This window comes from Parasutterella secunda (assembly GCF_024733725.1).
Classification (GTDB): Bacteria; Pseudomonadota; Gammaproteobacteria; order Burkholderiales; family Burkholderiaceae_F; genus Aphodousia; species Aphodousia faecalis.
The window spans coordinates 1-22,816 of record NZ_JANRHP010000008.1 but is presented as its reverse complement, the minus strand read 5'-3'; the positions used below and the strand labels follow the sequence as shown (position 1 = coordinate 22,816).

At 49.2% G+C, this 22,816-nt stretch carries 11 protein-coding genes; all 11 read right to left on the bottom strand.

The features are described from left to right. Positions 1-41: 41 nt before the first annotated feature. Positions 42-1,349, bottom strand: a complete 1,308-nt coding sequence (locus tag NW199_RS07700; protein WP_258334187.1) for a hypothetical protein — start codon at positions 1,347-1,349, stop codon at positions 42-44. A 13-nt stretch (positions 1,350-1,362) separates the two neighbouring features. Further along, positions 1,363-2,619 (bottom strand): hypothetical protein, encoded by a 1,257-nt coding sequence (locus NW199_RS07695; RefSeq protein WP_258334186.1) that lies wholly within the window; start codon positions 2,617-2,619, stop codon positions 1,363-1,365. Between the two features lie 17 nt (positions 2,620-2,636). Next, complete coding sequence (locus tag NW199_RS07690) at positions 2,637-3,437, bottom strand: DNA-methyltransferase (protein ID WP_258334185.1); 801 nt, start codon at positions 3,435-3,437, stop codon at positions 2,637-2,639. A gap of 10 nt (positions 3,438-3,447) precedes the next feature. After that, on the bottom strand, positions 3,448-4,671 hold the full coding sequence (locus NW199_RS07685) for a hypothetical protein (RefSeq protein ID WP_258334184.1): 1,224 nt from the start codon (positions 4,669-4,671) through the stop codon (positions 3,448-3,450). Beyond that, positions 4,671-6,269, bottom strand: coding sequence for a hypothetical protein (locus NW199_RS07680; protein WP_258334183.1), 1,599 nt, complete (start codon positions 6,267-6,269; stop codon positions 4,671-4,673). Before NW199_RS07680 ends, NW199_RS07685 begins: the two co-directional genes overlap by 1 nt. Positions 6,270-6,279: 10 nt before the next feature. Further along, a complete protein-coding gene (locus tag NW199_RS07675) occupies positions 6,280-7,557 on the bottom strand; it encodes a hypothetical protein (RefSeq protein ID WP_258334182.1) in 1,278 nt (425 codons plus the stop codon). Positions 7,558-7,625: 68 nt separating this feature from the next. After that, a complete protein-coding gene (locus tag NW199_RS07670) occupies positions 7,626-8,033 on the bottom strand; it encodes a hypothetical protein (protein ID WP_258334181.1) in 408 nt (135 codons plus the stop codon). Between the two features lie 12 nt (positions 8,034-8,045). Then, positions 8,046-8,471: a hypothetical protein gene (locus NW199_RS07665; protein WP_258334180.1), complete on the bottom strand. Its 426-nt coding sequence runs from the start codon at positions 8,469-8,471 to the stop codon at positions 8,046-8,048. Between the two features lie 346 nt (positions 8,472-8,817). Next, positions 8,818-9,282: a helix-turn-helix domain-containing protein gene (locus tag NW199_RS07660; RefSeq protein ID WP_258334179.1), complete on the bottom strand. Its 465-nt coding sequence runs from the start codon at positions 9,280-9,282 to the stop codon at positions 8,818-8,820. A gap of 223 nt (positions 9,283-9,505) precedes the next feature. Then, entirely contained in the window at positions 9,506-14,512 is a 5,007-nt protein-coding gene (locus NW199_RS07655; RefSeq protein ID WP_258334178.1) for an autotransporter domain-containing protein, read from the bottom strand. A 174-nt stretch (positions 14,513-14,686) separates the two neighbouring features. Further along, complete coding sequence (locus NW199_RS07650; protein ID WP_258334177.1) at positions 14,687-22,744, bottom strand: hypothetical protein; 8,058 nt, start codon at positions 22,742-22,744, stop codon at positions 14,687-14,689. Positions 22,745-22,816 lie beyond the last annotated feature (72 nt).

Sequence of the window (22,816 nt, the reverse complement as noted above, 5' to 3'; positions counted from 1 at the left end):
GATGGTTACTCTCTATCGTGTATAACGGTCTTCAAATTTATTTATCGAAAAATGTCACATTCTTTTTCGTTATCAAGGCACTTCAACACATAATGAACATAATGATCAAAGTCGCGATCAAAGCGAATGGATCCTTCCAATGAATCAATATTTTTTACCGGGCCTATTTTTTGTATCTGCTCAAATTTCAAGAGATTTCGTATGGTAAGCAGTAAATTGTTGAGTGAATTTTTACTTAACTGGCAATTTGAATGTGCCCGCCACAAATCGTGCCCGTCGGTAACAGCTGCTGTTACCTCTAATGCGTATCTTCTTGTGTCATATTTGTAGGGATTCTTATTATTTTCAAAGAGTTCATTGTCACTTAGCCGATCCCCTACTTCCTTTATAACCAATGCTTTCATAAGCTCTTTGATGGCAGTTGACTTATCCAATCCTTCCACATCATTGACGTTGACAAAAATGTTACGCACCTCTCCATACTTATCCTCATCCCATGTATATACGCCTCTGGCATTTGGCAAGATGTTTATCGGAAGCACCTCTATAAACGCCTGAAGATCTCGTTCAAACTTGGCTCGAATTCTTTCTTCATTGGTTTTAAGGTAATTTTGAGTCAACTCGACCAATCGCTGACCGAGTTGGGTTGAAGGTTCAATCAAAAGTTTTTCACCATCTTTATTCACAAAATAAGTATCTTTAAAGGGTCTGAATTCCGTCTTTTGGGAAATCGTGTCGATTGAAAAACACGTCATTCCCAGAATTCGCCCACAACCATTAACGAGTCCTAAGTATTGTCGATTTTTGAAGTTATCCTGACGATATGTGTTTTTCTCGTCATATTCGGAATAAGTGGGGAGATAATCCCAACCTTCTCGGATGAATATGAATGAGGCATAGTCAATTTCGTTACTGCTTTCCAATTGCTTCCGTTCTTTCATCGAGTAAGCCCAAAACTCAGTATCATTCAGTGGCTTAACAACCGGATACTTATTGGGACTTTTCGCCGCTTTTACAATTACCTTTTCAATGGCTTGTGAGTAGTCAAATGTATACGGATCCCCACCATCTTCAATCAGAGCTATTAACTTATTGGCATCAAAACGTGCTTCATAGACAAACTCCTCGTCGGTTAATCTGCACACATAATTATTGAAGCTTTCGATAAATTCACTCCAATCCATCTCTTCAACCGCTTCAATTGCTTCGTAAAGAATTTCATGAATAGGTGGGATTAATTGTTCGAGTTCTTTTTGCAATTCATACTCAATCGAATCGGTTTCGATTTCCCGAAGTCGAACATAGTGATCTTCACCGTTGTTGTCTTTGTATAAATAGTATCCACTCATAATTTGCCTCCATTTATCGTGAATGTTTCTTTTGCCCGGACAAGTAGTGGCCGTTGGCTAATTCCTCGGCCCAATCACTGTCAAAAGGCAGCATTTTGTTGAGTTTGGTGACTCTCTTAATCTCAACCCCGGTAATCAACTCGGGATTTTCAACGGCCTTTTCGATCCAGCCCATCGGATCCAACTGCATTCCCGGAGAATTGAGGTTTTCCGTGTTCAGTCGCACGAGATACACGGTTTCGCCGTCCGTAATGGCGACCGTCTTGTTGAGGCGTTCGGCCAAACGCTGGTACTTGAACGGATCGATGTCATCGTTCATTTGATGCAGATAGCTCCACTGCGGAAGGATTTCTTTTAAAAGAACGTTTTTCACCGCCTCACAAGGCGCCAAATCCGTTTCCTCTAGGTTGATTAAGGGGGTGGTGACTCGTTCGCCATCCTTTAACTCAAATTCATAGAGTTCAAACAATCCGGGGAAACCGCTCACCGGCAAATTTCGCGCTCGTTCTTCGCGTTCTTTGAGATAGCTTTGATTGAGTTCGTCCCTGTTGTTTTCGACATAAATGGCCAATGCTTCTGACAGTTTGTGGTTCAAGGGCGAACCGCCCCGCGTCGGGCAATGCTCGCCCTTGATATAAAAGTTCGCATTCACCCGCTGCAAAAACGGGTCGATTTTTTCTTCACCGCTCTTTTCAAACATGAGCCCGATCGTTGCGATGACGTTTTTGTTTTCATCGAGTAATCCGAAAGTGATTGTCTTGTTGATTCGATCTTCCCGGAAGACGTAGCCCATGGGCTCAGAATCCCTGAAGGAATAAAGCCACGTCCAATCCGTATGAATCGGCTCAAAAGTGAGCTTGTCCACATCGTGGGTGTTTTCGTATTGGATCTGCTTTTCCTGCCCGTAGCTGTAAAAATCCCAGGTGTTCATTCGCTTTTCAACGGGGTAGCGCTTAATGTCAAGATCACTCATGGAGTGATTAAATTTGCCTTCATAAATGTATTCACCGTCGGTGACGAATTGACTTTGGCTTTTATAGTATTGAGCAAATCCAGCAAAGGTATTCACGAGTTCTTCAGCTTCTTGCTCGTAGTCCACTTCGGTCACGGGCGGGTGATTGGCAAAGCCGTGGTAAAGCGCCTTTTTAATATCATCCTGAAGGTTCCCGTCACTGTCCGGAATAATCCACTCGGAGACATTAAAAAGCCTTCGGCAATGTTCTTCCCCGTTTTCATCGTGCCAGAGGTAATAATCCTTTGAATCAGTCATTTCATTCGTTCCTATGTTTAAAAGAGGTACCCGGACAAAGACTCCGCCGTGAGTTCCGGCGTCTCAAAAGCATTGCCGTTTAAGGGCAAAAGGGAAGCCTCTTGTTCATCAATGCGCCGGCGTGCCACTTCAAAGTAGTGAGGATCCTTTTCGATGCCGATAAATTGGCGGTCAAGGATCTTGCACGCCACGCCCGTCGTTCCGCTTCCCATGCAGTTATCGAGCACGGTCTCGCCCGGGTTTGTGTACGTGAGCACCAGGTACTTCAAAAGCTCCAGGGGCTTTTGCGTCGGGTGAAGCGCTTCTTTTTGAATGTCCGTCGAGAAGACTTGGATGCTTCTCGGATACCGGTCGGTTGAGTCGTAAAAGTTGTCCTCGTAGGTCGGGTTGTAGATTTCCGATTGAAGGTCTTTACGCTTTAAGGCCGTTTTTCTTTCGTGGCCTTCCGTCATCACCGGGTTGTAGGTGCATTGTTTTTGATAAAAAACGCTGATGATTTCATGGTTGCGCATCGGCTGTTTTTTGGCGTTTAAAAACCCGGTGCCCCTCACTTTGTCCCAAATCCAGTCGTATTTGAACCAGGAAAGGTTCGAGACACGAAGCATGGACGAGAAGGGCTCCGTGCCGAAAAGAACAATGGCCCCGGTGGGCTTGATGATCCGTTTGTAGGCGTTCCACAATTTGTCCAACGGCAGCGCGCTATCCCACGCGCAGTGCGTCGTGCCATAAGGAAGGTCGCAAATGATCGCGTCAACGCTTTTGGGTTTGATTTGCCCAAAAACCTCAAAGCAATCGTTATTAAATAATTCCATCCTCATGGCGCCTCCCCTATCGTGATTGACTCCGGGCCTTTTGAATCGTTTGAGGATTCATGAGCCGAGCCTTCACTCGGCCGAGCCTACCTTGCTCCAGGGCGTCGATCACGGCCGTCGTGTAGTCTTGGGTGTCCACCTCTTGAGGATTACGGGCGTAAAAAACGTGTTGGCCGTCGGTAACGGCTGCATAAGTTAAAGCCTCCGCCATCGCGTCCGACGTTTTCTTATAAAACCGGGGGTTGGCTTCTTCTTTTTTGAGGTCGTAAAAGTCATCAAACCGGGGCAATTGAAAGAGTTGCAATGCATCCAACACCTCATTGATGTCCATGCCGTCTTCCGGTTTGATTTCAATGAGCTGGGCGATCCGCTTTTGTCCTTTCTCGTCGATAAACTCGCCGACAATCGTGGGCTTCGGAATCACTCGCTCTTTAGGCAAATGGACAAAGAAGGCCCGGGCTTCTTTTCTGCAATCCGCTTCAAGCGTCTTTTCATGCTTGGCAACATAGCGGTCAATGTGATTGTCTAAACAGTTAAAAAGTTCCCGGTCTTGGTAATAATCAAGGTCGTGCCCATCGACAAAATGCGCCGCGCCCGGAATAGAGACAATTGAACAATCTCTTTCGCCTCGCGAACACGTCACATCCACAGGGCTTTGAACAATCACTCGGTCTTTGTACAAAAGTTCCCCCGCGTAACGCTTGGTGTAGCTATCCAATCGCTCATAGCGATCCGGCCATTCGATCAGAGCCGGGTCGAAAAGGTTTTCTTGAAGCGTTAAGCGAAAAGTGAGTTCTTCGAGTGGTGCATGACGGTACTTCTGATATTGAATTTCTTCCCACATGGGCCCGTAGCAATACTCCCGGACGGAATAAATCTTGCAATGACGAAGCGCTTCGTCAATGGCGTCGTCAATGACCTTCGGCAAGTGTTCGCATCCGAGTTCTAACAGTTTCTTCACAGTCGCGAGGCCGTCGATTTTGGCTTCATAAACCACTTGGCCGTTTGTGACATGAACGGTCTGATTAAACGCTTGGGCGAGTCTTTCCGCGTCGGCGTCTTTGGCAAAAGCGTCAATCGCTTTTTGCAGACGTCTTTCCGGCAAGGCGCCGTAAAGCGCCCAGGTGACATATTGACTTTCCTTGTAGTGCCCGTTCTGAAATTCCGGATCGTCTTTTAAGTCGAACAACCGGAAATATTCGCCCGGATCTTCCCATTTAAAAAAGTCCAAGTCTTTCATCAACGGCCCCTCCCTTTTTGGAAGCGCAGCGCTTCTTCTCTCGTGAGAATGGGCGTGGCTTCAAATTGGGCGTTGTGCAGACAATCCAGGGCGTACTGCAAGTGGTTGCCTTCGCTTTCAACGGCCAAGTGGCTCAAGCGATAAAGTCGGTTGCCGTCGGTGCATACGAGCTCCGTCGTGTTTAACGGATCGAGGATTTTGCGGGACATTTCCGGCCGATAATCCCCTCTTAACGAGGTGTCTCTCGATTTAAGCGCTTCATTGAAGCGTTTTTCAAACTGTTCGCGATTCATCAGTTGCGTGAGCAACACGGCTTTGCATTGATCGAGGATTTCATCTTCGGTATTGGCCAAACCGATCATCGGTGGGATGTCCCGGCGAATATCGTTATGGCCATCGACGTACAAAACGTAGTCTTGGCCGCGCATGAATTCGTGAGATAAGGGCAGTTCGTTAAAAACAAGCTGCGCCGTGTTGGCGTACACCTTGCCGTATTCTTTGCCGTAAATGGCCAAGTGTGAGATCGCTATACGATAGATTTCTCGATAAAGGTCAGAATCTTCAGCAATGGCGCGCCCTTCACAATCCAGGGCGTTTTCCGGATGCACTTCAATATCAAAGCGGGTGATTTTATGTTCAGTGTCGCTTTCAAAAATGAGCGTCACAGGGAGCGTGGCCATCGTAAAGCCATTGGGGTCGATAAGACGGGTGTCAAAATCCACCCGGAACACATCAACGCGCCCGATGATTAAATCATCGTTTATAAACCGCGGAGCGTAGTCATAGGAGGGCGTGCCCAAGGTGTATTGCTTGCCGGGGCCGTCTGCCGGATAAGGATCGGTGACTTTGACGCCCATTTCCCTCGCGCGTTTTTTCTCTTCTTCGAGCCACGTTTGCGCCGCGTTTAATACTGTCTTCGGAACGAAAATGGCGTTTTCAAAGACCGCTTTTTCTTTTTCCTCAATCGTGGCGCCTTCACATTGATCCTGAAAGTCGCGTATAACCGTTTCCTGAGCATAGGTGAGCGTCTTCGAGGGCTCGACGGTGAAAATCTCGTGAGCTGTTGAAGGCCCAAAGACAACCCGGTACCGTTCCCCTTCTTCGTAGCTCTCAAACTTCGTGACATAACGAAAATCGGTTGAGATCCCTTTTTTCTTGAGGTTTTCCAAAATCGCGCCAAACTCCTTCTTTTCCGCTTCATCTAAAAAAGGCAACGGATCGTCGGCATTGTTTAAATTGATAAAGGCATTGAGTAATTTCCGGGACAACACCATTTCATCTTGATAACCCGCGGCCTTGAGCACGTTTTTCCGGGTAAGACCGAAAAGCTCCAGGGCGTCGTCCACACAGGTGTGACGAAGTTCGTCATCTCGGCCGTGCGTGAGGCGCCGGTCATCGGCCACAACGGATCCAACGGTCAAGGTTTCATTCTGAAGGGGTTCGGAATACACCATTTCAATAGCCGGATGTCCCCAGCCTTCCCCATCGATCACGGACTTGACATTAATGCCTAAGATCGGCGAGTGATAATGGCCGTCTTGGATGTACCACTGGGTATCAATCACCGCTTCGCTAAATAATTCATAAAGGGATTTCATGGTGTGTTCCTTATCTCAAGCGGAATTTCTTCGGATCCAAACTGACGGTTTCTACGTTTTCCAAGCGCTGAACTTTGGTGACCGGGTGGCTGTCGCGAATGAGCAATTCTTCGGCCACGGTTTGACACAAGTCCGCATAGGTCGCCTCCGGCGCCAGTCGGCTCAAGTCCACCTGAGCCTCGTACACTTCTTCGCCGTCGGTGATGGCGACATTCCACCCTTCCCAAAATTGCAGGGGATGCCCCTGGCGGGGATCCGCAGGGATGGACATCAGGTCTTTGTAGGCGTCCGGCGTGAGGTTGGTGGATAAGTTCACAAGCACTTGGGCGACGAGAGCTTCGCGGATTTCTTCCCACGTGAGGCCCGGTTCAATGAGCGTGACTTGTCGGTTTTCTGTTTCCAATCCCCGTTCGTATTCAACCAAGGCTTGCTGGGTTTCGGTTCGGCGTTTTGGGAGATTGTTGGTGAAGACGAGCGCCGCGGTATCGACCGCGTGGATCATGTAGTATTCCTCGCCTTTTAATTCATTGGCGACTTTGAGATTGAGGACATTGGCGATCGTATCGTTGGGGGCCAAGGGTTTCCCCCCTTCAAACGTGACGTTATCGCGTTCATGATTCACGGTGATGTCCATGTCGAGATCATCGTCCACCCGCACGGCCTTGACCTTTACCGGTACCGTGGCGATGGTGCGGTAGTCTTGATCCAATAGGCCGTAAACATAGGTGCGGGTGAAAATATCGACGCGCTTGAGCGCCCCTTCTTCTTTGATGTAAAAAGGCTCGTAGTCGTCTGTTACCGAGATCCGGCGAAGCGGACATTGAAACAACTCGTCGGCTTTCAGCCGAAAGGGATAGGCTTTGGCTTCCTGGTATTCGTGTTCATTGAGCACCCGTTCAACCGGGAACGTTCTCACTTTTTTGAGTGCGTCTTCAATGAGGTTGTCCCAGAGCATTTCAACCGACAGACACGGATCGTCGAATTCGTTCAAATAGGTGCTCGGTCGCGTGATGACTTCATAGACGTTTTCGCCGTCGGTGAGCCGGTAGGCGCGCGTGAGGTCGTCATAGAGGTGGGCGTACCCGCCCGTTTGACGTAATTCATTAAGATCTTCGATAACCGCCTGTGGGCTGGGTTGCTGATTATTAAGCCCTTCACGCAAACAGTTGTGAATCAGGTGTTCTTTATCCTGATCCGGTGTCCAAACATCGTTGATATTGAGAATGGGCTCAATGCAATGCGTGCGGTCGAACGCATGAAATTCGTAATAGTTTCGGCTTCTGGCCATCTCGTTCCCCTTGTGAACGCGTCGGAAATGCCGGCCGGTGGTACAACCGGCATCCCGTTTATTGGCGCTTATTTCTTAGATTTCTTGGCTTCTTTCTTTTCAAATACGAGGTCTTTAAGCTCCTCTTGTTCGAGCGGAACCATAAGCTTTTCAGCATTTAAAACGTGCTCGATGTGCTCGGATTCGTCTTTGCCGGTGTAGGGACGGTCATAAGTCGTTCCCACCACAAAAAGTGTGAGTCCGTCTTTAATGAGCCCCGCCATGCGTTCCGTGGCGTCGTAATAGCGCACGGAATAGAAGGTGCTTTCCTGGCGCTGCCAAGTTCCGTCATCTTTTTTCAGATAGTTAGGCTTGAAGGCGCGGAAAGTGATGATCTTCGTGGGCTTGCCGGTGTGCACGCCGGAAGCCGGCGTGATGGTCTTAAATTCGGCCGTCCCGGTCACGATCAGTTTGATGGAAATGTCTTTGTATTCCATGTGGACTCCTCTTTAATTGGCTTTCTTTTTGTTTTTCTCGCCCGTTTCCTGAGCTTTGGCGAAGTCGCCCGGATCTAAATGGATTCCGGTTAAGAAAGTGCGAATGGCGTCAAGCGCTTTAGGGTTGTTGACGTCGTAGCTGTAACCGCCCGCGGTTAATTGGGCGATCACTTTCGGGAAATTCACGAAACAATCGGCTCGATCAATAATGGTCTTGGACGTAACGCCCAAAAAGTTTTCAAAAAGAATCTCATAATGAAAGCCCTTGTCATCCAGATTAACGCTTTTCACCACCATCTGATTGGCTATCCAAGGTTCTTTTTGAATCTCTATGGTTTTAAATTTCAGATTTTCAATGAGTTGATGGCCGGTTTCCGATTGTTTTTGATTGTCGGAGGTCTTTTGCGACCGGGGGGATTTGACTTGACGATTAGTCATCGCTAACTCCTCTTTGGAGCCGAGACGACGAACAACAACCGTTCACGATTCACGGTCATTTTCTGATTGATAAGCCTTGTCTTACCAATCCGCTGTTCAGTCACCGGTTCATCGTTTAACCGGGTGGTACTCGACTGCTAAAAGGAATTTTAACAAGCTTTGTTTTTCGACTTAGGGTCAATTTTGAAAACGAAAAGAGATATGGCTCTTTGACTTTTCTCAAACAGTCATTGCCCATGCTTTGTGTAGAATGAGCGCTCCTCTTCCTTTCCTGGAAGTGTGAGGATATACAAAAGAGAGAGAAAAGCCCGGAACGTGTTGAGCGTTTCCGGGCATTTCTTTATTCCTAGCTGTATCTACGAAGATCTTTTACATAATTACGTTGCATTTCTTCAAATTCTTTTTTTAAAAGTAGATCGTTTTTTAATTTATTTGTATGCCATTCAATATCTTCTTCTGTGTCTTCTTCATCTGACTTATATTGAATAATTTCTTTTCTTGGATCGTTAAACAAACAATCAAGCGAAGATATTTCTTTGTTGATAACCACCCTTAATTCCCATTTCTCACTGCTAGGTAATTCAATAACAGGATAAGACATATTTGGTACCAATAGCGCTGCCAAGGGATACCCTAAAGCTTCGGAAATTTTCTCGCATACTTCCAGTGAAGGACTTCTTCCTTTGTTTTGAAGAAGGTCACTGATCCCTCCCTGAGATAAGCCGGTTTTTTCAGCCAATTTTGTTTGACTGATGTCAAAGTCAGTCATTAATTTATTCACATTTTTAATGAACCATACCGTTGTCTTCATATTTTTCACCTTTAACAAATAATGATGTTTTAGACTTCCTGCTATCAGCTTATTAGGCCCCAAAATTCGGCGCCTTCCGGATTTTTAAGTATTTGATCGACTTTTGATTTTGATCTAAGTATTAGTTAAGTATTAGGCCAAACTCTTTTAAGTATTGGCTCATTTTTACAACAAAAAAACCGGATCCGATCGCTCGAACCCGGTTCTCACTCCTCACTAATAATTAGAAGGCGTAGCGGACTTCCACCTTGAAGGCGTGATCCTGGCGACCCATGTCACCGGCCGTGAAGCCGTAACGGGCGCCCACCGTAGTGTTATCCTTCGTGGCTTGCACACCGAAGGTTGCCTTCGTAGCAAAGTCGCCGGCCACATCACCCGAAACGGTATCCGTGAACGCGCCGGTCTTCAACTTGATGTCTTGCTCAGTGTCGCCAAATTGCGGAATCACCGTCAAATCGGCGTGCGGACGAACCGTCCAACCGTTATCCAACGTCTTATCCATGCGAACGGCCACACCGATAGGCACTTGGAATAACGTCGCCGCATCCGCGTCGTTATCAAAAGCCTTAGCACCGTCGATCTTCGTGTCATAAGAGCCGGAATCGGCATGAATGACGCGGGCGCCGATATGCGGTACAACCTTCACGCCTTGCGCGACCGGGAAGACGCCTTCCACACGGGCACCCGCGGTAATGACATTAGTGTCAATGTCAGCCGTGGCTTTGTTGTGGCCCGCCACACCCAATTGCTGTTCAACGTCAGAGCTTGAGCGCAAGTAAGAAACGCTGCCCAAGACATTGATGCGATCCGTCGGCTGCCACACACCGTAACCATGGAAGCCAAAGGTGTTGTAGTCATTCGTGGTCTTCAGAACATCGCCCGTTGAGTCCAAATCACCCTTTTGGTAGCTAAAGGCTGCGCCCAGTCGAACATTGGAGTTCGCGACTTGATGATCGTAACCCATGATAAAGCCGTAGCTGTCGGTTTCAAAGCCGTACTTCATGTGGCCTTCAGCCTTCATGTCGTCGGCTTCTTGGCTTGAATAGAGCATATCAACCCACAAGCCGTTGGCTTTGCTCGGCTCTTCGGCCAGGGACAGACGATTGACGATGGAATCAGTCACTGTTTCAACGTCATTTAAAGCCACGGCCATGGAACCCGAAGCCAAACCGATTTCAGCCACGGAGTTCACGGCGTTGGTCTTTTCATCCACCGTCAAGTTTTCTGACGAAAGCACGTCCTTCACAAAGCTCAAACCGGCGGCCATTTCACCTTCAGCACGCACCGCGGCGTTGGCAATCGATTGGATACCGATGTTGGGGTACAACACCGAGACGTCGTTTAACACGGTCGTAATGTAGATGGAGCCGTCTTCTTTGTTGGTATTGAATTCAATATCAAAGCCCAAACCGGTGCCGGCTTGACTCAACACTTTGACGCCATCGGCCCAGCCGCCGATCCAATTACCTTCGCTATCAAAGTTATCATCAATATTGAAGCCTTCGGTCACCACGTAGTTGCCCTGGTCTTTAGCATTGCCGATAATCAATTGAGCGCCTTCTTCAACCTTCAACGATTGATCCGACCCGCCCGCGACAAAGGCTGCATTATCGAGTCCCAATGCGCCGGCGTCAACAACCGTCACGGAGTCTTTGCCAAACGTGGCGTCCACGACGGCCTTCGTGGTCGATCCGACATTCAAGGTCGCACCGTCAGCCAACGTGGTCTTTTGCGAGAAGACAACACGGGTACCCGTTTCCGGAACACCGGCGATATCTGTGTTGTTGCCGAAGATCATTTGGCTATTACCCGACACGGCAACATGACCGGTCATTGGATCGAGAGCGGTCAACTGCAAGATCGCCTCTTTTTCGTCCGTGCCCGTTACCACGATGGTTTGATCGCCCTTCTTGTCAATCGTTAATTGACCGCCCTGCACTTCAATGGGAGACTTAGCTTGATAGTCACCGATGGAAAGCACACCGTCAGTCATCGAGATACCGATAGCGCCCTTATAGGTATCCACTTGCATGGATCCGCCTTCCATTGACCAGTGGTGATTGCCATCCATCGTACCCACTTCAACTTGACCGCTCTTCTGAACAAACGCAGGTTTTTTATCGCCGTTACCGGTCAAGTTCAATTCACCAACGGATAAAACTTTATCGCCGGAGTCATTGACAAAGTGACCGAGGGTGATACTCAGTGAGTCTTTGACTGTCAAGGAGCCTTTATTTGTGATGTCCGCACCGGCCGTCACGGTGTTGGCCGTGAGCGAGCCGGTGTTTTCGACGCCTTGGCCTTGATTTTGCAATTGAAGATCGTTGACATCAACGGTGCCGTTATTGGTCAACTTACCCATGCTGACGTCAATCGTGCCGCCTTGAACATCCAAATGGCCGTCCACGATGGAATTGCCTTTAATCTCAGCTTTATTTTCAACATGGAACGTGGCGTTGCCCGCGACGTGCATATTGCCAGTAGCGAGTGTGCCCGTACCAAATTCGCCGTTTTGAACGGTTAAGCCCACTTCATCGCCGTCGGAATTATCTGTGATCTTATCAATCCAGCCTTTTGTGGCAGTGCCTCCGGACAACCCTAATGTCAGAGAGCTCGCATTCTGTCCGCCATGAATTGTGATGGAAGTTTCACCGCCTTGCGTCGGATCCAACAAATGAGCGTCTTTGTAGTTTTCCACGTCGCTTGCGCCGACAAGGGTTAAATGATTGCCTTCGCCTACAAACGCAGTGGCCGCACCAGCAATATCTTTAAAACCAAAGGTACTATTGGCAGCAAACCCTAGACCAAACCTAGCCTCTGATTGGTAATCCCCATCGACGTTAAGGCGGTTTTGGAACGTCGTGTTCGCTAGAATCAACCCGCCTTCATACTTCCCAGTATTCAATAAGCCTTGAATCGTCACAATGTTAGCTTCACTGTTTTTAATATCGCCCGTTAAAACTAATTCTGTATTCGTTGTGGTAAAACCGTTTTCTTGCAAAACATCGGTAATTTGGCCGATGTCCTGACTCAATACATAGTCGCCAGAGAGCTGCAACGAGCCATTAAGTTGCTGATTCCATCCTTTAATCTCGTCGCGCACACCGGTAATGACCGTATTGCCGCCAAAAAGGATTTCATCATAAGGATTGCCTTCGGCGTCCACCGGCTGATCTCCACCTTCTGTCTCAAAAGTAAAAAGCTGATCCAACGAGGTTTGAAGCGTACCGCCGAGCATGGATACCGTTGAATCATTAACGGTACCGGCAACGAGCGTTCCGCCTTGGCCCACAAAAACTTGTGAATCATTATTGAGTTCATTAATACGCAACGTACCGCCAGCTTGGACATAAAGGGAATTGCCTTCACCCATTTCTTTCATGGTGTAATCAACGCCATTATTAAAGTTAATCGTGGCGCCATCAAACCAATCGCTGCCTTCGGCAAAAGACCAATTATTCCCAGTGAACGCAATTTCAGAGCCTTGGCTTTGAATATCCTTAACGTTAATCGTGCCGCCACTGATCTCCGTCACTTTGCCTAATTTCCAGACATCGGCAGTCACGCTACCGCCATCAACAGCCATATCTCCAGAAACATCGAGCGTGCCCACATTGATAGTACCGTCGTTAACCGTAACGGCATCAGCACTCAAAGTGGCTCCTTCACCTTGAATAAAACCTGAGTGTTGAATCAACTCATTAATATCTGCTTTTTCTGAAATAGTCACATCAGAGTAATTTTCTAAAACACCAGTAACCGTTGCGCTTCCGACCTTCAATTGACCGTTATTATTCGCTACTTTAGTTGCTTCCAAGATATTAACGCGAATAGTTCCGTTATTTAAAACACCAGAATTTCCTGTCACTTTGAGTTGATCTTGAATCAGGGTGCCAGCACCGTCAATTTCATCAGCTGAAACACTAACTTGAGCGACTTCAATCGTACCCGTTCCTTCTATCGCACCCGTTCCATTAATCGCGACCCTACCTGAAGCGTTCAAACTACCGTTGTTGATAATTTTGCCTTCGTTGTTCACAGCAAGCGTTCCGACGTGGGTCTCGCCACTGTTACTAAATAAGCCGGAAACACTCATAGCACCGGATACCGTCAGTAAGCCAGCATTTCGCATAGCACCTGCACGATAGGCTCCGGCTTCAAATTCACTTAGCCCTTCCAGAGTCAGTGAAGCTAAATTCATTGTGCCGGACTTTTCATTAATCGTCCCTTCACCGGCCAAAGTGCCGTTTTGCTTTTCAGCTCCAGTGCTAAGAGTCAATGCGCCACCGGTCACGGAACCATAATTGTCAATAAAAGCAGAAAGATCCGCCGTCCCAAAAGTTAAGGTCTTATGATTGATAATTTGACCGCCGTGCGTTCCTTTTCCACTACCCAAAGTACCTGTGACAGATAAAGTTCCGTAGTTTTGAACGATCCCTTGAGAGTTCACTGTTAAGTTTTGTACTGTCAGAGATGAGTCTGAATCGGATTGACTACCGATAACAATGTCTGCCCCAGTATAAACATCCTTTGCCGTGTATTGTCCGTTTCGGATTTCCAAAGTCCCGTTTCCCGTACTGCCATCAATGTCGTTTGGACTAACACCGACATAAATGTCATTTAATTGTCCCTTGGACTGATTCGCTCCGAGTGCACCAAGAGATACCCGGGTTTCAGTAGTCCCGTCGTTGCCGTGCACATACAAGTTCCCGTCGCCTAAAATCGAAAAGCTTTCAGCGTCTTGAACACTACTGTCTTCTCCGATCAGCACCAAATGATGACCGTCTGCGACTTCCACTTTAGTAAAACCGGTTAAAGCCTTGAGGCCTAAATTTTGCGTTACGCGGTCACTATCTTTGAAAAACGCTTGCGTACTATCTTCTTTACCGAAAGTCACCGTCTCATTCATTGTGCCTTTTTGAGCGACGACTGTATGAAAAATGAGATTGTTGTATTGATCGGCAGTCAAAGAATTCAACTCTGTCGGATTGGCGGGCAACTCAATTGTTTGAGATTGACCGTCGGCATTATCCAAACCAACCAATGCCTCCACTTGCACCGACTGAGCGCCGGCTTGCCCGGCAATCATCAATCCCGTGGCTGCCACTGCACCCACAACACCCACTTTAACTGCTTTTTTACCGCTGGCAGCCTGTGAGCTCATGGCTTCACTCACCACAACGATGCACTGACGCAAACCGTTCCAAACCGTTTTATAGACTTTATTCATACTTGGCTCCTTGTAGCCCGTTTTTAATTGACAGTCTTATGCTAACAAAGACTTTTTGAGCGCATCGGCTCAATTTTGAAATGAACGAGTCGGAAAATTCCGACTCATTACTTCCCTATGAGGAAAAACCCGAGGCCAATTGCTCAACCTCGGGTTTCTTTCAGCTAAAAGTGATTAGAACTGATAACGGAACTCGACCTTAAATTGATGATCTTGTTTACCGTCACCGCCAACGCCTAAGCCGTAGCGAGCGCCAAAGGTGGCCGGGCCCTTGTCGGCTTGAACACCCAAAGTCATTTGAGTGTTGAAGTTACCGGCGTAGTCGCCCTTCACCGTGTCGGTCACACCGTGACTGCCTTCGACCTTGATGCGTTGATCCGTGTCACCGGCTTGCGGAATGATCGTGAGATCTGCGCTCGGACGGACGTTCCAACCATTTTCAAGCTGTTTGTCCATGCGAACCGCGACACCAATCGGGAATTGAACCAAAGTGGTTGCATCCGTCTTGTTGTCAAATCCATCAGCCTTATCAAGCTTCGTTGTAAACGATCCTTGATCCATATGGATCACTCGCATACCGGCATGGGGAACGACTCTCACACCTTCGGCAACTTTTAAGTTGCTTTCAGCACGAACACCGGCCGTGAACATATCCGTATCCATATCGGCCGTTGCTTTTTGTGCATTGCCGAAAGGCAGATTTTGTTCAGCTTCAGAGCTACTTCTCATATAGCTCACGTTACCGATCACATTGATGACTGAAGACGGACTCCAAGCTGCATAAGCATGCAAGCCCCAAGTCTTGTAGTCGTTCGTGGTCTTCAACGAATCACCCGTCGAATTCGCGTCACCCTTTTGATAACTGAAAGCTCCGCCGATAATGACGTTATGGTTTTCGAGCAAGTGATCGTAACCCATAATGAAGCCATAAGAATCAGCGTCAAAGCCCATATCCATGTTGCCGGAAGCCGAGTAAGAATCAGCTTCTTGGCTGGAGGCTAAAACGTCCATCCACAAAGCATGACCCTTACGGTAATCACGTAACATCACACCTTCGTTGGTGAACGCTTCGCCGATCATCGAGACACGGTTTTCAACCGCGTTCGTGGCCGTCGTCAAGTCGTTCAAAGCCAGAGCCATTGATCCCGAAGCAAAACCAATTTCAGCCACCGAGTTGATGACACGAGTCTTGTCATCGACACCATGATTTTGATCTTGCAACACACTGTCGATCCAGTCGACATCGGTACCTTCGTATTCCGGATGCTTATTGTTGTCATTGATATTGTCGGGCAACACAATATCCGGATAAACGTTTTCGACATTTTCAAGCACGGCGGACACCCAAATGGAGTCTTCGTCGTAGAACATATCGAGGATCCAACCGAGGCCGGAGCCGTCTTGCGGGAGCGCATAGAGATTATCCTGCGTCCAACCGCCGATCCAGTTCGTGCCGTCGGTGTTGCCGGCCGTGGCAAAGCCTTCGGTGATCTTGTATTCACCGTTGACCTTGATGTTGCCGAGAATCAATGTGGCGCCGTCTTCCACCGTCACTTTAGACGTGTCTAACGTGGCTTGGAAGGCAGGGTTCGTTTGACCCAAAGAACCCGCGTCGATGATCGTCGTGGAGTCGGTCGCAAAGTACAAATCACCGTTGGCGATATCCAAGTGGTTGTCCTTGTCCGTCCAAACGCCCGTGCCAACCGCGAGACTACCCGTGTCACCCACTGTGACCGTGGAGCCCACCGTCACGCGAGACGGATGTTCCGGAAGATCCGGCATGCCGATAATGGAATCGAAATCGGTTGTGGATCCGAGCGCGAGGTTGCCGTTGCCGATCACCCAAGTGTCGGTATTGATCGTGGTTTCACCGGAAATCGTGAAATCAACCTTGTTGTCTTCGCCGAGTTCCTTGTGGTTACCCACCACGAACGTGCCATTATTGAGTTCAGCTTCGCCCGCAACGAAGTTACCGCCGTCAGCGATCAAGTCACCGCCATCAACCGTGATCTTATCGGTCGTCGTGGTGCTGTCTTCGCCAAAGTGCGTTTCACCGCCTTCACCGACAACGATGTTGTTCCAATGGGATTCACCATTGTTCGTCCAATCGCCGCCAATGTCGAGGATGTCGCCTTCTTCATAGCCGTTATTCGTTGACGTGCCGTTTTGAGCGATGTCCATGTCATCGTAGTGAGCGGTGCCGTCCTTGTCGTTGACAAGATCGCCCGCCACATTGGTCGTTTCGGTATCCGTGGCGTCCAAATCACCCTTATTGGTGTAGTCACCATTGATATCGAACGTGCCGTCGATATCAGCCTTACCGCTGTTTTCTGCCGAGCCCGCGACTTGCATATTGTTCCAAATCGATGTGCCCGAGTTGGTGTGCGTGGCGCCTTCTTCAACCGTGAGGATGTCGCCCTTTTCGTAACCGGCGTTCGTGGACGTACCGCCGTTGGCAATGGTCATATCATCGTAATTGGCCTTGCCTTCGGTTTCGTTCGTCAAATCACCTGCCACATTTGTAGTGGGCGTACCGGTCGCGTCAATTTCACCCTTGTTGGTGTAATCACCATTGATGTCGAACGTACCATCGATGTCATTCTTACCGGTATTCGTGGCGCTGCCTTCCACAGTCATGTTGTTCCAAATGGAAGTACCACTATTTTGGTGCGTTGCGCCCTGGGCAATCGTTAAGATGTCGCCCTTTTCATACACGGTGTTGATCGATTGACCGCCTTCGGCAATCGTCATGTCATCGTAGTTAGCCGTGCCGTTATTCGTGAGCCCGCCTTCAACGAGTGTGTCATGGCTTGTATTGGTGATCGTACCGGTGGATGTGAGCGTTGCGCCGTCGGCAATCGTGAGCTTGAATTCGTCATCATTGACGCCTTCTTCGCCCGCAATTGTCAAGGCTCCGCCGTTAGTCATCGAACTCGTGATCGTAAGATCCTCGAAGTTGTTTTGACTGTCGGAATCGGACACATAGGTGCCGGATACCGTCACCGCGCCATCCGCTGTGAGCGTTCCGCCATTGTTGATCGTGCCGTTGAGATCGGTCGTGGCCGTCAAATGCAAATTACCAATGTTCGTCACGGTGCCGTTAGCGTTATCCAATGTGCCAATCGTCATACCGCCGCCAATGTTCAACTGACCGTTATTCGTGAACGTATTGGTATGGAGAATACCGTTATCCTTCACGGTCACGGTGCCGGCGTTGGTGATTGTCCAATCAGCGAATTCACCGTTTTTCACCACCAATTGACCGTCAGCGCCAATGTCAGAGCTATTGATCCAACCCACGGTCGGATTGCGAACACCGTCGCTGCCCATCGTGAAGATGCCGTTTTCAATATTGACTTGTCCGCCGTCGGCTGCGTCGATCAACAACTTGTTGCTGTCGTCATAACCCGTCGTCCAGTCGAAGTCATCCGGACGAACCGTGCCCACCAGGGCCAATTCTTGACCGGATTGGATCAAGACGTTTTCTGCGTTGGCAATGTCCTTAAAGCCAATACCCTTAAAGGCGTCAGTACCTGCCCCAATGGAGTTAGCGCCTTCCGCTGAACCACCAAGAACCAGGTTCTTATTGGTATCGCCATTAGCTTCAGAGACGTTATGCAACGTCGTGGTATCAAGCACAATGCCATGCAAGACCTGGCTCAAGCCTTCGGCGATCAACTCTTCAGCCGTGTCAATCGTGAAGTCACTTTCAAGGTCGCCTAAGAAGTGCAACGTTACATCGCTGTCGGCAAAAGCTTCGCCGAATTGGATACCGGCCGAGACGATGGTCGATTGACTAATCAGCGCGTCATCAAAGGCCACCATGCCACTTTCCATATTGATGCCCGAGGCAATACTGTCTTGGACATCGCCTACGGTCGTGGACACAAGGACTTCAGTCGGGATTTCAACCACACCCGTTTCAGGATCTTCAGCGTCGATCTTAATGGCTTCTGTCTTCACATAGTCAAAGAAGTCACCCAAGCTCGTTTGCAATCCACCGCCTTGCATCGTGATGGTGCCCGGAGCCGTGAGTTGCAAATCTTCAACATCGAGTACACCGCCTTCATAAATATTGATGGTGGTATCAGAGTTGACAACATCGGCTGTCACCACTGTCAATCCGTCCTTCCAGGGCATCTTCACCGCAGACGGATCATCGTTATTGATGGTCGGCATCGGGTTCTTGCCGGAAATGTTGACCGTATTATGGCCAAGCAAACCAGTTGTGTTGCCTTCGGCGTCCTTAATGTTGTTAGCGTTAAGCGTACCGCCGGAGATATTTAATGTTGAATTCACGAACCAGCCCTTATCCGACGAAATCGTGCCACCCGTTTGGTTGTAGATCGCGCCGTCGGCGACTAAGTTACCGGTGTGAAGCGTGCCATTGGACACTTCAATCACACCGCCCGCTTGAGCCGTGAGGCTGCCAAGTTCCGTGGCGCCCGACGAGGCGAGCGTGCCGTCGGTGTTCACCGTTACGTTATCCGCGTTCATCGTGGCTTGGTTGTCGAGCTTACCGCCCGCCACCACGGTCACATCCGTGTAGTCAGCCGTGCCGGCGTTCGTCACGGTACCGGTGATGGTCGTGGCTACATCGTTCTTAATGGAGCCTGACGAGAAGATATTGCCCATGAAGTTGACAATATCTTTGAGGATGCCACCGGAGGCGACTTGACCATCCGCGACATTAAGCGTACCGCCTTCAATCGTACCTTGTGTTAAATCAAGGTCAGCGAGTTCAAGCGTGGTGCTGTTGTCAATGGCCACGTCTTCGGCGTTGGTCATGTTGATCGTGGTCGTGCCACTATCTTTGAAGGTAGAACCTTCTTCGGCAATGACCTGACCGGCCGTAACATTCAAACCCGTGAGGTTAGCCGTACCGGCGTTCGTGAACGTACCGCCTTCCACACTGATCCCGCCCTTGGCTTCAATCAAGTTGGTGTTCGTCAAAGTACCACCCGTCGCCACCGTAAAGGCGTTCGCTCCTTCAGCAATGTTCATCGTTCCGGAGTTGTTCAACACGGAGCCGAGAGAGCTCGCGCCTTGGGTTTGAGCGAAAGTGATTGTACCGGCGTTATCGAGCTTACCGCCCGTCGTAGTGAGGTAATCAATTGTGGCTTCGCCAGTGGCGGAGTTCACAAATTGGCCCAATCCGTCCAAAGTCAAGTGGGCAATCGTTGCCGTCTTATCATTTTGGAAAGCACCGCCTACCGTCATGTCATTATTGACAGTCAAGACGCCCAGGTTTTGCATACCGCCCGCAGCGGAAGCACCCGTGGCGTATTCAGCCGGTGCGTTCACATTGAGTGTATCCAATTCCATCACACCCGTTTCTTCATTAACGGTCGGTCTTGCCCAAGCCAAGCTCGTGGGGTCGGCGCCAATGGTTAATGTGAGCGTACCGCCGGTGTATTGACCGAAGTTATGCAATTCGCCGGAAATGGATCCGGTTTCGACATTCATAACGTTGTAGTTGTTCAAAACACCGCCATAGGAACCCGCACCGCTTGCGAGCGTCGTCGCATTAAGCGTGCCCCAGTTCGTAATTTTTCCTTCAGAATTGAGGACTAATTGAGTGGCTTTAAAGGTGGCGTCATGATCTTCACGCAAACCATTTTCACCGTTGCCGCCGACATACATCGTACCGCCGACGTAAACGTTGTTAGCGTAGAAGTCGCCGTGACGAACACGCAACATACCCTTGCCGTAAGAACCATCCTTGTCATTCGGGTTGACCGCGACATAGATGTCCTTTAAGGTGCCGGTTGTCATTTCGGTCGTGCCGTAAGAACCCAAGGTCACCATGGATTCAACGCCATCGGCCGTATTGCCGTGAATCATCAAGTCACCGTCAAGGATGGCGAAGTCTTTCGCACCGTTGACGGATTGGTTTTCACCGACAAGCACCAAGTGCTTGCCGTCGGCCACTTCGGTGCCACCCGTTACGCCTTCAATACCCTTAAAGCCGATCGAGGTCGTTAATCGGTTAGCATCTTTAAGAATCGCCTGGTCATAGTCAGCGCCGGCCACCAACAAAGCCGTGGCGTCGCTGCCGCTGGCTTCATTCGTGAGCAATTCACGAGAGAATGTAGCAAAAGTCGATCCGCCTTCTTTATCAATGGCGCGCACTTGGTTGGCCATATCAATATTGAAGTGTTCGGATGCGTCACCATTGAAGGTCACTTCCAATTGGCCTTCGTGGCCGGCCGGATCCGTGTCGTTGGCGTCCAACTTCGCTAAAACGTCGCTTGCCATACCGGCTGAGTAAGAGGCGTCATCAAAAGCGATGGTACCCCAGCCAAACTCGATACCCTTGGCGACAGAATCGATAATGTCGGAAACACCCGTGGCGACCTTAATGCCTTCGATGTTCACAATGTCATCGGGATCCTGGGCGTCAATGTCAAGCGCGGTGTAATAAACGTCATTGAAGATCTGATTCAATGTCGTATTTAACGTACCGCCTAACAAGTGCGTGGTCTTTTCATCTTTCGTTAAAGCGATTTCCGTCGCTTTCAAAAGTCCACCTTCGGTGATATTCACCGTCGAATCAGACGTCAAACGATCAACGGCCAGGGTTGCCGTGCTCGTATTGTTGCCGGTTCCCACGTTGTAGGTGTTGCCCGTACCCAACTCTGCGTGGCTCATAGCCCCGCCCTTCACGTTCACGGTGGAATTGGTAAACCAGCCGTTTGTGGCTTGGACATCACCGCCGGTGTGCTCGAACGTGATGTTGTCAGCCGTGAGCGTGCCGACTTTGATCGTGCCGGAATTCTTGAAGATGTTTTGCGCAGCCGCTTCACGCTTCAAGATTAATTCTCCGTCACCCGTGATGGTACCTTGGTTATCCAAGCTACCACCCATCGTGAACGTACCGCCGTTCTGGATTTGACCGGTTGACGTAATGGTTAAACCTTGACCGTCAGGCCAAGTTGACGAGATACCGCCGAAAGACTGTGCGCCTTGGGCATTGGTGAAGATACCGGCGATAGTGCCCTGAGCGTAATAACCGATACCGGCGTTAGTCTTTTGACCGCCTTCATTCACTTCAAGGTCGCGCAGCGATTCAGTTGCTTGTTGACGTGGCGCACGATATAAACCCAAAGTAGCCAGTGTGCCGGTTTGAGCTTCGGCTGCCATGACACCGTTGACCATATAGCCACCGGCGCCGACGACTACTTTATCGGCCACGATGTTGCCGGTATTGTAGATTTCACCGCCATCGGAGACTTCAATCAAGCCCGTCGCGTCAGTGCCTTCTTTGTCGCTCGCGGTTAAATTACCGCTAATGTTGTAAACACGAGCCTTTTCACCCGAAACAACGATAGCTTCCAAGTCAGCGTTATCGACGTTCGAGAGCAAGCCGTTCATTGTGATCGTGCCCTTGGCATCGATCGTATGTGTGTTGTTGACATCACCACGGCCTTCTTCCACTGTGGTGTTGTACAGCTTAATCACACCAGTGTTGAGCAACGTACCATTTAAGTACGAGTCATCCAACGCGTTCAAATTGCCGTAGTTATTAAGGTCACCGGCTAACACCAAGGTGTTCATGTCAATGGTGGCGCCTTCACCGTTGGTGAAAGAACCAGTCATTTCCAAATCACCCATGGTCATCTTGCCATAATTAGCGAAGTTGCCGGAGAAGGTGGAGTCGCCCTTAATGGTTGCTGTCGCGCCGATTTCATTGGTAAAACGAGCGCTCAACGTCCCTTGCAAACTACCGGAAAATTCGGCCGTGCCGGAATTGACAAAAGTCGAACCGTCGTAAAGGCGCAAGCCCTTACCGGTGAGCTTACCGGTCTTGGCAATATTGATGTTGGACTTGGTGGATTCACGAGCTTCGAGTTCATCAACGTTGTACGTCCCGTTGACAACATCCAATCCGGCTCCACCCTTGAGGATGATTTGAGCCAATGTGCCGGAGTAATCAGCGCCTTCGGCCAATCCCAAAGTACCCAAAGTGACCTTCGAGCCTTCGCCTTGAGCGGTAATTGCCTTACCGCCTGTCATGTCCATGTTTTCCTTGTTACCGATCAGCACCAGGTTCTTGGCGTCTTTAACGGTAATCGACTTGGCATCATTGACGGAGGTAAAGCCCGTGGAATTCTTCACACCGTCATTGCCAATGACAACATCGGTGCCTTCGCCTTCCAGGGCGCGATCAACATAAATCACATCTTGGAGACCGGCTTTTTCATAGAGTTCGTTTACCTTCGCAACATTCAAAACATCGTTCTTCGAAACACCTGAAATGTTGCCCTCAAAAACGATCTGAGTTGCGTCTCCAAACGTCTCTTT